At 63.3% G+C, this 11721-nt stretch carries 11 protein-coding genes; 1 reads left to right on the top strand and 10 read right to left on the bottom strand.

Annotation, left to right across the window (positions count from 1 at the left end; translation table 11 throughout):
* Positions 1-131: 131 nt before the first annotated feature.
* Positions 132-344, bottom strand: a complete 213-nt coding sequence (locus tag HMPREF1546_RS01105; protein ID WP_021750751.1) for a helix-turn-helix domain-containing protein — start codon at positions 342-344, stop codon at positions 132-134.
* 80 nt (positions 345-424) lie between these two features.
* Here HMPREF1546_RS01105 and HMPREF1546_RS01100 point away from each other — a divergent pair, with 80 nt between their 5' ends.
* Positions 425-694: a hypothetical protein gene (locus HMPREF1546_RS01100; RefSeq protein WP_021750752.1), complete on the top strand. Its 270-nt coding sequence runs from the start codon at positions 425-427 to the stop codon at positions 692-694.
* On the opposite strand, the gene topA is transcribed toward HMPREF1546_RS01100, so the two are convergent.
* From topA to ftsE, 9 genes are all read right to left on the bottom strand, one after another.
* Positions 662-3088, bottom strand: a complete 2427-nt coding sequence (gene topA / locus HMPREF1546_RS01095; protein WP_021750753.1) for a type I DNA topoisomerase — start codon at positions 3086-3088, stop codon at positions 662-664. The genes HMPREF1546_RS01100 and topA overlap by 33 nt on opposite strands.
* Positions 3089-3122: 34 nt before the next feature.
* Positions 3123-4307: a DNA-processing protein DprA gene (dprA, locus tag HMPREF1546_RS01090; protein ID WP_021751600.1), complete on the bottom strand. Its 1185-nt coding sequence runs from the start codon at positions 4305-4307 to the stop codon at positions 3123-3125.
* A 12-nt stretch (positions 4308-4319) separates the two neighbouring features.
* The gene (locus HMPREF1546_RS01085; protein ID WP_021750726.1) at positions 4320-5081 is read right to left on the bottom strand and encodes an RNA methyltransferase; all 762 of its coding nucleotides are present in this window, start codon (positions 5079-5081) and stop codon (positions 4320-4322) included.
* A gap of 690 nt (positions 5082-5771) precedes the next feature.
* Entirely contained in the window at positions 5772-7271 is a 1500-nt protein-coding gene (gene lysS / locus HMPREF1546_RS01080; protein ID WP_021750728.1) for a lysine--tRNA ligase, read from the bottom strand.
* Positions 7272-7283: 12 nt separating this feature from the next.
* Positions 7284-7757, bottom strand: coding sequence for a transcription elongation factor GreA (gene greA / locus HMPREF1546_RS01075; RefSeq protein ID WP_021750729.1), 474 nt, complete (start codon positions 7755-7757; stop codon positions 7284-7286).
* Between the two features lie 152 nt (positions 7758-7909).
* Entirely contained in the window at positions 7910-8659 is a 750-nt protein-coding gene (locus HMPREF1546_RS01070) for a hypothetical protein (RefSeq protein WP_021750730.1), read from the bottom strand.
* Positions 8660-8699: 40 nt separating this feature from the next.
* Positions 8700-9944: a murein hydrolase activator EnvC gene (locus HMPREF1546_RS01065; protein ID WP_021750731.1), complete on the bottom strand. Its 1245-nt coding sequence runs from the start codon at positions 9942-9944 to the stop codon at positions 8700-8702.
* Between the two features lie 10 nt (positions 9945-9954).
* Positions 9955-10845, bottom strand: a complete 891-nt coding sequence (gene ftsX, locus HMPREF1546_RS01060; protein ID WP_021750732.1) for a permease-like cell division protein FtsX — start codon at positions 10843-10845, stop codon at positions 9955-9957.
* Complete coding sequence (gene ftsE, locus HMPREF1546_RS01055) at positions 10838-11530, bottom strand: cell division ATP-binding protein FtsE (RefSeq protein ID WP_021750733.1); 693 nt, start codon at positions 11528-11530, stop codon at positions 10838-10840. The genes ftsX and ftsE overlap by 8 nt, the downstream gene beginning before the upstream one ends.
* Positions 11531-11721 lie beyond the last annotated feature (191 nt).

The raw sequence follows: 11721 nt of genomic DNA, 5'->3' as shown, positions 1-11721 counted from the left end.
TTCTTTTGGACCGTGCACGGCCCGTTTTCTTTTCCACAAGAGGGAAAAGAAAATGGGGGGTGCATCCCGCTGGACCAGCCCCCTGCGGGAGCAGAAGTCCCCGTGGCCGCCGGACGGCGGCCCGTATCACCTTAGCTCCTCTGGTCGCTGCGTCCCAGCAGATAGTCGGTAGTAACGCCGAAGTAGTCCGCCATTTTCATCAATCCCGGCACATCCGGATAATGCCCGCCGCCCTCATAATTTTGGTATTGGCGAGCACTGATTTCAAAAACAGCAGCCATCTGTGTCTGTGTCTTGCCAGACTCCTTGCGCAGTTGTCTGACCCGTTGTGCAAAATTTTCCATGCCCCACCCCTTGACTTGCAGTTTAATTTCGTGTATATTGTAAACACGAAATTAAACTACGATTTTGGAGATGATTCATCATGACTGACCCTCTGGACATTCTCTTCGAGAACCTCCTGGAGCACCTGGACGAAAACCTCCCCGGCACCTGCTGGCCGCTCTACCAGCGGGAGAGCCGCCTGGAGAATGCTCTGCTGGCCTCCCTGACCCCGGAGCAGATCGAACTGCTGGAGTCCTATCAGGCCGCCGCCTGGCGCTGCACGGAGCAGGAGGAGCGCTTCCTCTTCCGCTCCGGCTTCCGCCTGGCCCGGGAGCTGTCACTCCTTCCCGGCGGGCTTCTTCGCCTTTGACGCGACCGTCTTTTTGGCCGCGGTCTTTCTGCTGGATGTGGTCTTGGCCGCCGCTTTGGAGGCCGTCTCCTTCTTGGCCGCAGGCTTCTTTGCGGCAGTCTTGGCGGCTGCCGGTTTCTTGGCGGCGCTCTTTTTCGCGGCGGTCTTGGCGGTGTCCGCCTTCTTCGCTGCGGCTGTCCGCCTGGCGGGCTTCTTCTCCGCTGTCTCCTCCGCCGCAGCGGCAGGCTCCGCGCCCTCGGCGCTGTCCGCGGCCTTCTTCCTGGGATAGCCCCGCTTCTCCTCCGGCAGGAAGTTGCTGCATTCCGGATTGATGCAGAAGGGCTTCTTGAATCCCCGGCCCGCCTTCTTGAACATGGTGTGGCCGCAGACCGGGCAGTCGTCCTTCACCGGCACGTCCCAGGTCATGAAGTCGCACTTCGCCGTCTCGTCCTTGCTGTTCACATGCTCACAGCAGTAGTAGGTATACTGCTTGCCGGTCTTCTTGCTGTTTCCGGTGCGCTTCATCAGCCGCCCGCCGCACTTGGGGCAGCGGCCCGGCATCTCCACCACCAGCGGCATGGTGAACGTGCACTCGGGGTAGCCGGGACAGGCCAGGAAGCGGCCGAACCGGCCGGACTTTACCACCAGATTCCGCCCGCACTCCGGGCAGATCTCCTCGCTGACCTCGTCGGGCACCTTGATGCGGGTGCCGTCCAGAGCCTTTTCGGCGTTCTCCAGGTCCTGCTCAAAGTCCCCGTAGAACTCCCGCAGCACGTCCTTCCAGGCGGTCTTTCCCTCCTCCACGGAGTCCAGCCGCTGTTCCATATTGGCGGTGAATTTCAGATCCGCGATGTCGGAGAACCGCTCTTTCATCAGGGCGGTCACCACACGGCCCAGGTTGGTGATGCGGAGGTACTTGCCCTCCTTCACCACGTACTCCCGGTCCAGGATGGTGGACACAGTGGGAGCGTAAGTGGAGGGGCGGCCGATGCCCTGCTCCTCCATGGCCCGGATCAGCGTGGCGTCTGTATAGTGGGCCGGGGGCTGGGTGAAGTGCTGCTCCCGGTCAAAGTCCTTCAGGGTCAGAGGTTCGCCCTCCCGCAGGGCGGGCAGGGGGGATTCCTTCTCCTCTTTCTCCTCGTCCTTGCCCTCCTCATACACGGCGGTGTAGCCGGAGAATTTCAGGCTGGAGGAGCTGGCCCGGAAGCTGTGTCCCGCCGCCTCGACCTCCACGGCCACGCTGTCGTACACGGCGTTGGCCATCTGGCTGGCCAGAAAGCGGCTCCACACCAAGCGGTAGAGGCGGTACTGCTCGCCAGTCAGGTCCTTTTTCAGCTGCTCCGGCGTCCAGTTGACGTTGCTGGGACGGATGGCCTCGTGGGCGTCCTGGGCGCCCGCCTTGGCCTTGTAGCGGTGGGTCTGGGCGTAATGTTCGCCGTAGCGGCCCGTAATGAAGGTCTTGGCGGAGGCCAGGGCCTCCTCACTGATCCGCAGGGAGTCGGTACGCATATAGGTGATGAGGCCCACGGTGCCCTCGCCCTCGATATCCACGCCCTCGTACAGCTGCTGGGCGATGGCCATGGTCCGCCGGGGCGTCATGGAGAGCTTGCGGGACGCCTCCTGCTGCATGGTGGAGGTGGTGAAGGGCGGAGAGGGGCTGCGCTGCTTGTCTGTGCGCTTCACGGTCTTGACGGTGAAGGGGGCGTGCTCCGTCTCATGGACCACAGCATCCACGTCCTCCGCCGACTTCAGCTCCGCCTTCTTGCCGACCTTCCCGTGGTAGCGGGCGGCGAAGGGGAGCTTTTTCGCGTCGTCGCCGAACAGGTTGGCATCCAGGGTCCAGTACTCCTCAGGTTTGAACTCCTCGATCTCCCGGTCCCGGTCGTCCACCATGCGGGTGGCCACGGACTGGACCCGCCCGGCGGAGAGGCCCCGGCGGATCTTCTTCCACAGCAGGGGGCTCAGCTCATAGCCCACGATCCGGTCCAGGATGCGGCGGGCCTGCTGGGCGTCCACCAGCTTCTGGTCGATGTCCCGGGGCTCCCGGATGCTCTCCTGCACCACGTTCTTGGTAATCTCATTAAAGGTGACCCGCCGGGTCTTCTCATCTGGCAGGTTCAGCAGCTGCTTCAGGTGCCAGGAGATGGCCTCTCCCTCCCGGTCCGGGTCGGTGGCAAGGTAGACCATCTCCGCACTCTTGGCGGACTTCTTCAGGTCGGCGATGATGTCCTCCTTGCCCTTGATGGGCTTGTAGACCGGCTCGAAGTCGTGCTCCAGGTCCACGCCCAGGGTACTCTTGGGCAGGTCCCGCAGATGGCCCATGCAGGCCTTCACCTCAAACTCCTTGCCCAGGTATTTTCCGATGGTTTTGGCCTTCGCGGGAGACTCCACGATGACCAGGCTGTGTTTTGCCATAGTTACCTCCAAGCGCCCAGGATCGGGCGCGTGTTTATTCCGTCAAATTCACCGCGCGGGCGTACCGCTTCCCGCTGTGCTGTGTCACCAGATGCTCGATCTCCAGCACGGTCAGGGCCGACAGCACCCGCCGAGTGGGGATGCCCGTCAGCTCGATCAGGTCGTCTGCCAGCATGGGCTCCTCCGTCAGCGTCCGGAGCAGGCAGATCTGGTCGTCGGTCAGACTCAGATTATTGTGGGACAGGCTCACCGACGGAGCCACCGGCTTGGGCTCCGTCTTCTGCCGGGCCTGATAGCCCAGCACAGGGGGCGCGTCCTGCGTCCCCTCCCGGCGCAGCTTGTCCGGGAACCGGGCCTCGTATTCCCGCAGGATGTCCCAGGCGTCGGACGCCAGCCCGGCGCCGTCGCGGATCAGGCGGTTGCAGCCCACGCTGGCCGGAGCATCAATGGGTCCGGGGACAGCGAACACGTCCCGCCCCTGCTCCAGGGCGGTGCCCGCCGTGATGAGCGCACCGCTGCGCTCCGGCGCCTCCACCACCAGGGCTGCCAGAGAGAGGCCGGATAGGATGCGGTTGCGCACCGGGAAATGCCGTCCATCCGGCGGCGTGCCCGGCGGGTACTCGCTGACCAGCGCGCCAGCCGCCGCAACATCCTCATATAGGTATTGATTTTCCGGTGGGTAAATCACATCCGTGCCGTTGCCCAGCACCGCCGCCACCGTGCCGCCGGCCCGCAGGGCGCCCCGCAGCGCCGCGGAGTCGATGCCTCGGGCCAAGCCGCTGACCACCACGGCTCCGCCGGCGGCCAAGCCATGGCCCAGCTTCTCCGCACAGGAGACGCCGTAGGGCGTGCAGTCCCTGGTGCCCACCACAGCCACCGCCGCCTCATCGTCAAAAGCCGGCAGGCGGCCCCGGACATACAGCAGACAGGGCGGGTCGTAAATATTCCGCAGCCGGTTGGGATACCCCGCGTCCTGGAGGGTGAGGATGTTCACATTCAGCCGCTGGCAGTCCGCCAAAATCCGGTCCGCAGCGGCGCAGTCCTTGTTCTCCAGCAGGATCGCCTGCTCCCGGGTGATGCCCTCGGTCAGCAGCACCTCCTCCGCCTCCGCGTAGTACACGTCCTCCGGCGTGGGGAAATGCTGCAGCAGCGCCAGCCGGGTCTGGTTCGTCAGCCCCGGCAGCTCCGTCAGCCACAGCCAGTATTTCAGCGCGGACATGGACTTCCCTCCTCAGTCGTCTCTCGCCGCCTCCCACAGCAGCACGGCCGCCGCAGCAGCAGCGTTCAGGGACTCGCAGTGACCGCTCATCGGGATCCTCACCGTCAGGTCACAAGCCGCCAGCGCGTCCGCCGAGAGGCCCTTCCCCTCGCTGCCAACGGCCACGGCGCAGTGAGAGAAGTCCGCCCGCCGCACGTCCACCGTATCGCTCCGAAGGGCCGCGCCATACAAGGGCAGGCCGCTCTTCGTCAGCAGCGCCCGCAGCTCTTCCAGCCCGCAGGTCCACACCGGGCAGCGGAACACCGCACCCATGGAGGCCCGAACGGTCTTGGGATTGTACAGGTCCGCGCAGGCGTTCACCAAAAACAATCCGTCGGCGTGAAAGGCGTCCGCCGTCCGGAGGATCGTCCCCACATTCCCCGGATCCTGAACCCCGTCCAGGACCACGTACCGGCGGCCGGTCAACTGTTCCGGAAGCGTCCGGCCCGGCAGGCCGCACACGGAGAGGACGCCCTGGGGCGTCTGTGCGGGAGAGATGGATTTCATCAAATCCCCGGGTACCTGGACGCGGCGGACAGTATCGGGCAGGGCAGGCAGGGCGGCGGGGTCCGTGCAGACCACTGTCCGCAGGTCCGCTCTCCACAGCAAAGCCTCCTCCAGCAACTTGGGGCTGTCGCAAAGGAACTCCCCGCAGTCCCGGCGATAAGAAACGGAGGACGCCAGCTTGCGGAGATGGGTGCACAGCGGATTGGTCCGGCTGGTGATGATCTCCATAGGGCGCGCCTCCTTTTCCGGTCATTCTGCTCCCCGTGCGTCCATCCGTTCCAGGTGCTGTCCGGAGACGGGGATGCGCTCTATGCCCGGTGGGACATAGAGCGCGAAAGGTCCCATTCGGCAGCCCTTGGCCGCCGCAGTCCATGGAATTTCATGGAAACCGCTGTGGGGATTTATACAAAAGCAAGTATAGCATAAGCTCTTCTGTGATTCAAGTCAACGATTTTTTTCACAGCACCCTGGAATTTCATACCTTATAAATAAAAAAACACCGGCCGCTGCAGCCCGGCCGTTACAGATTCAACAGCCCGGAGCCCAGGCGGGAGCTCCGGATCCGGTCTTCTCCGGAAGGGTGCCGCCTTCGTGCTCTCCCATTTATCGCCTCCGGAATCTCTCTCCTCCCCCTGCGGCGCAGGTGCCTCTGCTTCTCAAGTCCGCTGTTCGACCGCCCCGGTGCCGTACACATTCCGCTCTAAATCCAGAGCCGGTGCGCATATCCGGAGAGGATTCCGTTTTTCTGCCGGCGGTTTTTGCCTTGACAGCAGACGGAGGAGTACGCCGGCCAGCGGCGTACTCCCCCTCTTTCCGCCGGGGCAAAGGCCCCGCCGGGTCAACTTCTCCATTTGCAGCTCTCCGCAAATCCGGCCTTAGCCGGACGTTTGCCAGCACAGACTCTTCGGCCGAATGCACTCAGTCCAGCGGCTTCATCGTGGGGAAGAGAATGACTTCCCGAATGGTGTCGGAGTTGGTCAGCAGCATGACGCAGCGGTCGATGCCGATTCCAAGGCCGCCGGTGGGGGGCAGGCCGTACTCCAGGGCGTTGATATAGTCCTCGTCCATCATGCCAGCCTCGCTGTCGCCCTTGGCCCGCAGCTCCACCTGCTTCTGGAACCGCTGCTTCTGGTCGATAGGGTCGTTCAGTTCGGAGAAGGCGTTGCCCATCTCGCTGCGGCAGATGAACAGCTCGAACCGCTCCGTCAGCCGGGGATCCTGCGGGGAACGCTTGGCCAGAGGGCTCACATCCACTGGGTGCATAGTGATGAAGGTGGGCTGTACCAGCTTCTCCTCCACCTTCTGATCGAAGGTCTCATACAGGGCATTGCCCCAGGTGGGGTCCGCCGTCTCCGGCAGCTCCACGCCGATGGCCTTGGCAGCGGACACCGCCTCCTCATCAGAGGAGATGGCCATGAAGTCGATGCCGGTGTACTGTTTCACGGCCTCATGCATGGTCAGCCGGGGCCAGCCGGGGGTCAGGTCGATCTGCTCGCCCTGCCACTCCACCTGATAGGTGCCCAGGATCTTCTGGGCGGCAGAGGACAGCAGGTCCTCAAACAGATCCATCATGCCGTTGAAGTCCGTGTAGGCCTGATACAGCTCCACAGTGGTAAACTCCGGGTTGTGCTTGGGGTCCATACCCTCGTTGCGGAAGATGCGGCCGATCTCATACACCCGGTCCAGGCCGCCCACAATCAGCCGCTTCAGGGGCAGCTCTGTGGCGATACGCATATACATATCGATGTCCAGAGTGTTGTGGTGGGTGATGAAGGGCCGGGCAGTGGCGCCGCCGGAAATGGTGTTCAGCACCGGCGTCTCCACCTCCATATAGCCCCGTTCATCCAGGAAGTCCCGGACGTGCTTGATGAACTTGGACCGGATGACGAAGTTTCGCTTCACCTCCGGGTTCACGATCAAATCCACATACCGCTGGCGGTACCGGAGCTCCAGATCTGTCAGGCCGTGGAACTTCTCCGGCAGGGGCAGCAGCGCCTTGCTCAACAGCGTGATGTTCTTGGCCCGGACACTCATCTCGCCCCGCTGGGTGCGGAACACCTCACCCTCGACGCCCACGATGTCACCGATGTCGAACTTCTTGAACTTCTTATAGACCGCCTCATCCATCTCGTCCTGGCGGGCGTACAGCTGGATGCGGCCGTCCCGGTCCTGCAGGTCACAGAAGCTGACCTTGCCCATGCCCCGCTTGCTCATCAGGCGGCCGGCCACCTTCACGGCCCTGCCCTCCATCTGGTCAAAGTGCTCCTTGATCTGTGCAGAGGTGGCGTCCCAGTCGAACCGGGTCTGCTGGAAGGGATCCTCGCCTGCGGCCTGAAGGGCCGCCAGCTTCTCCCGCCGGACGCGGCGCTGCTCACTCAGCTCCTGCTCCGGCTGCTGGGTTGTCTTCTGTTCAGACATGTCCGCTCTCCTTTACCGCTCGATCTTCTGCACCGTGTAGACGATGGCGCCGCTGGGGGCCTCCACCGTGACGGTGTCCCCCTCCTTGGCTCCGACCAGGGCCTTGCCGAAGGGAGACTCCTCGGAAATGATGCCGTTCATGGGGTCGGACTCCTGAGAGCCCACGATGCGGTAGGCGGGCATGGTGTTGCCGTTCTTGTCCGCCACCGTCACCTTGCAGCCGATGGTCACCACGTTGGTGGGGGCGTTGCTCTCGTCCACGATCACCACGTGCTGCAGGATCTCCTCCAGCTCTGCGATGCGGGAATACAGCTTGCCCTGCTCGTTCTTTGCCTCGTCGTACTCGCTGTTCTCGCTCAAATCGCCGAAGCCCCGGGCCACCTTGATCTGCTCCGCCACCTCGTCAGACCGGGTGGTCTTCAAATAGTTCAGCTCTTCCTGCAGTTCCTGGGCGCGGGCCGCGCTCATCTTGTACTCTCTTTCCATGTGGACCGTATCTCTCCTATCCTTTGGCAGGGCGGCCGATGCGGCCGCCCCTGCACATAATGATACTATATTATCATAGAGTAGTATTATAGTGTGTGGATTTGAGAATGTCAAGCGATGCCGCCTGCGGTTTTGCAAAATTCTCTGCGGTGTCAGCTCTCCGCCGTGCCCACGGTGATCTGCCCCGGCCGCAGGACGCCGCTCTCCACCAGTACGGCCAGCAGCTGAGGGCGGCAGAGGCCCGGGGGCATCTGGCCCTCCAGCACCGGCGGCAGCAGCAGCGGCGGCAGAGGCGCCGCCTCATCATACAGCCGCAGCACTGCCGGGTCCCGCCGTCGCAGGTCCGTCCGGGCCGCGAACAGCACCAGCACATCCGCCTCTTCCATCTGCTGCCGGGTGGGGGACAGCAGCAGGGAAACGCCGTACTCCCGCCGCAGCTGATTGGCCAGGGTGTCGCCGCCGTAGGGCACATCCAGCAGCACGTAACGGTTTCCCAGCGCCAGCTCCGTCACGGTCCGCACCAGCTCGCCGGAGAGCTGGTCTCCCGCCACCGCCAGCCGTGCGCTGCCGCCGGAGAGGTTCCGCCCTGCCATGACCGCCCGTGCCAGATCCGCCGCCAGCGCCCGCCGCAGAGGCAGCGTGGACACCGGCGCCACACCGACCTTCTCCAGCTGTTCCCCATAGGCAAACGCCTCCGGCACCACCAGACGGGTGACACCGGCCTTCCGCAGCCGCTTGGCGGCCGTCAGCACCCGCCGCCGCACCAGGGCCTCCGGTGTCCGGGGGCCCCTGGCCACCGACGCCCAGGCCACCCGCAGGTGGAGCAGGGCCCGCGTCTCCAGAGCCACGCTCTTTTGCCGGACGCCGCCCGCAGGGGGCGTCCATGTCATCATACCGATCATAAAATCACTCCCGCCCCATCCTACGGGGCGGGAGCGTAGTTTATGCACTTCCTGAGAGGGTATAGCCACTGAGATAGCCCATCCGCGGCTCCGCGCCGTGGCTCAGGGGATTCACCCGGACACCGTTCTCCGTCACCTCAAAGTGCAGGTGCGGCCCGGTGGAGTTGCCGGTGGATCCGGTGATACCGATCACATCCCCCTGGTTCACATACTGCCCCACCTCCACCTTCCGGCTGGACATGTGGGCATACAGCGTGGTATTGCCGCTGCCGTGGGAGATGACCACATAGTTGCCGTAGGAGCTGCTGTACTGGGACACGATGACCGTGCCGGACTTGGCTGCGTAGATGGAGCTGGTGTAACCCACCCGGCCGATGTCCGTACCCTTGTGGTTGGTGGAGCCGATACCGCCGGGAGAGTTCCGTCCGCCCATGGTGGAGGTGATGTACCGGCTGTTCACCGGCCAGATGTAGCCGCCTGGATTGGACTCTGTGGACTGGCCGTTGGCGGCCTGCTGGGCCACCAGCTGGTCGCTGAGGCGCTGGGCCTCCGCCCACAGGGCGTCCTGCTCCGCCTCCAGATCTGCCAGTGCGGCCTCCGTCTCGTTCTCGTTGGCGGACAGCTGCTGGATGACGGCGTTGGCCTGGCTGCGCTGGGTGTTCAGCTCATTCTCCTTGCTGACCAGCTCCGCCTTGGCGGCCTCGGTCTCAGCCTTGCTGCTCTCCAGCGTGGCCTTCTTCTCCTCGATCTCCGCCTGAAGGGCCTTGAGGTCGTCGATGACGCCCTGGTCGTACTTCATGATCTCGTTGATGGCGTCCAGCCGGCCCAACAGGTCGGTAAAGCTGCTGGCCCGGAACAGCACCGCCCAGTAGCTGACCTCGTCCTGCTTCTCCATCTCTCGGACCCGGCTGCAGAACAGCTCGTACTGGGCCGCCTCTTTTTCCTCAGCCTCTACCAGCTCCGCCTCCGTCTGGGTGATGAGGGCGGCATACCGGTCGATCTGGGCCTGCGTATTGGCGATCTGTGCCTCCGTATTGGCGATCTGCTGGTCCAGCAGCTCTTTCCGGGCCACAGCCTGGCTCTTGTCGTCCGCCAGGGCATCCAGCTTGGCCTGGAGCTCCTTTTTCTCCGCGTCCAGGCCGTTGGCCTCATCCTTCAATTCATTCACGTCCGCCCAGGTGACGGCCGCCGCCGGAGCCAGATTGGCGCCGGTGATAGCCAAGGCCAGCGCCGCTGCGAACACGGCGCGGAAGATGCAGTGGAATCGCCTGCCAGCTTTCTTCATGCCCGTCACCTCACACCTGCAAAAATTTCCGGATGGCGGAGAGGCTGCCTCCCACGCCGATCACAATGCCCGCCAGAGCGAACACCGCCGCCACTGGCGCCCAGAGCTCCGAGAAGGGCATCACCTGGATCAGCTGCAGCGTGTCGTTGCTGTCCACACCCCGGGCCACTGCCGCATACAGCGCCCACTGGAGGAAGAAGGCGATCACCGCGCCCAGCAGGCCCAGCATGAAGCCCTCATACACAAAGGGCCAGCGGATGAAGCCGTTGGTGGCGCCCACCATCCGCATGATGGCGATCTCCTCCCGCCGGTCAAAGGTGGTGAGCTTGATGGTGTTGGAGATGATGAACACCGACACTACGAACAAGATGGCGATCAGTGCCACGCATACCACCGTGGCTACGTTCCGCACAGTGACAAAACCACCGGCGATCTCCTCGTAGTGGCTGACATCGGAGATGCCGGTGAGGGCCTGCACCGCCTCCACGGTCTCGCTCTGCGCCTCCAGATCCACCAGCTTGATGGCGTAGCGGTCCTCCAGAATCTCCGGGTCCAGGTCCTGGAACAGCTCCTCATCCGGGTACTGGGCCTTGAAGTCCTCCATGGCCTCATCCCTGGAAATGAAGGTGACGGAGGCCACATTGGGAATGGCCTCCAGCCGGGACTTGAGGGCCCGGGCCTGGGTCTCGGTGTAGCTGTCATCCACATAGGCCAGGATCTCATTCTCCTGTTCCAGGGTGGTCAGCAGCTCATTGGCGTTTACCGCCACCAGGGTAAAGGTACCCATAATCAGCAGGCAGGCCACCGTGATGCCGATGGCGGCAAAGGACATGAAGCCGTGGCTGAACATATTGCTCAGTCCCTCGTGGAAAAAATAGCTGAAATCGTGACGTTTAGCCATGGATATGCCCCCCCACATAGCCGCCCACGCTGTCGTTGACGACATGGCCGGAATCGATGGTGACCACCCGCTTGCCGAAGCGGTCCACCAGGTCTTTCTCGTGGGTCACCACCACCACGGTGGTGCCCAGCTCGTTGATCTTCACCAGCAGGCTCATCAGCTCCAGGGACCGCTCCGGGTCCAGGTTTCCGGTGGGCTCGTCGGCGATGATGGTGTTGGGGTTGTTCACCAGGGCCCGGGCAATGGCTACCCGCTGCTGCTCGCCGCCGGAGAGCTCCGTGGGATAGCTGTCCGCCTTTTTCCCCAGGCCCACCAGCTCCAGCACATAGGGGATGCGCTTGCGGATCTCCTTGGGGCTGGCGCCCACTGCCCGCATGACAAAGGCCAGGTTGTCATAGACAGTCTTCTTCTCGATCAGCCGGAAATCCTGAAAAATCACTCCCAGAGTGCGGCGCATCAGGGGGATCTGCTTTTCTGAGATGTTGCTGACGGAAAAACCGTTGATCATAATGCGTCCGGCGCAGGGTTCCACCTCGCCGGTCAGCAACTTGATGATGGTGGACTTGCCGGACCCCGAAGGGCCCACCAGAAACACGAATTCCCCGTCCTCGATCGTCAGGGTAATGCCCTTGATGGCCCGGGTGCCGTTGTCGTACTCCATCTCCACGTCTTTTAATCGAATCATGTCTGTACCTCGTGTTCCCTATTTTATACACGCCGGGCGCGGCCGAAAGGTTCCCCGCCAGTCGACATAATGTAAGAGCTTTTTTCATTATATCTGGTTTTCCGCCGCAATGCAACCGCCTTTTTCAAATCTTCCGATTCCGTTTTCCTCCCCGGCGGTCCGTCTCCGCCGGGCGCGAAAAACCCCGGCCG

It is taken from the genome of Oscillibacter sp. KLE 1745 (assembly GCF_000469445.2).
Classification (GTDB): domain Bacteria; phylum Bacillota; class Clostridia; order Oscillospirales; family Oscillospiraceae; genus Oscillibacter; species Oscillibacter welbionis.
Note: the sequence above shows the minus strand (reverse complement) of the source record. Positions and strands in the feature narration are given on the sequence as shown.

What these genes read in the sequence shown, in the direction of transcription:
- ftsX (WP_021750732.1), bottom strand. Translation starts at nt 10,845, where the DNA reads ATGGCTAAACGTCACGATTTCAGCTATTTTTTCCACGAGGGACTGAGC.
- lysS (WP_021750728.1), bottom strand. Translation starts at nt 7,271, where the DNA reads ATGTCTGAACAGAAGACAACCCAGCAGCCGGAGCAGGAGCTGAGTGAG.
- greA (WP_021750729.1), bottom strand. Translation starts at nt 7,757, where the DNA reads ATGGAAAGAGAGTACAAGATGAGCGCGGCCCGCGCCCAGGAACTGCAG.
- HMPREF1546_RS01070 (WP_021750730.1), bottom strand. Translation starts at nt 8,659, where the DNA reads ATGATCGGTATGATGACATGGACGCCCCCTGCGGGCGGCGTCCGGCAA.
- HMPREF1546_RS01065 (WP_021750731.1), bottom strand. Translation starts at nt 9,944, where the DNA reads ATGAAGAAAGCTGGCAGGCGATTCCACTGCATCTTCCGCGCCGTGTTC.
- HMPREF1546_RS01100 (WP_021750752.1), top strand. Translation starts at nt 425, where the DNA reads ATGACTGACCCTCTGGACATTCTCTTCGAGAACCTCCTGGAGCACCTG.
- HMPREF1546_RS01085 (WP_021750726.1), bottom strand. Translation starts at nt 5,081, where the DNA reads ATGGAGATCATCACCAGCCGGACCAATCCGCTGTGCACCCATCTCCGC.
- dprA (WP_021751600.1), bottom strand. Translation starts at nt 4,307, where the DNA reads ATGTCCGCGCTGAAATACTGGCTGTGGCTGACGGAGCTGCCGGGGCTG.
- ftsE (WP_021750733.1), bottom strand. Translation starts at nt 11,530, where the DNA reads ATGATTCGATTAAAAGACGTGGAGATGGAGTACGACAACGGCACCCGG.
- HMPREF1546_RS01105 (WP_021750751.1), bottom strand. Translation starts at nt 344, where the DNA reads ATGGAAAATTTTGCACAACGGGTCAGACAACTGCGCAAGGAGTCTGGC.
- topA (WP_021750753.1), bottom strand. Translation starts at nt 3,088, where the DNA reads ATGGCAAAACACAGCCTGGTCATCGTGGAGTCTCCCGCGAAGGCCAAA.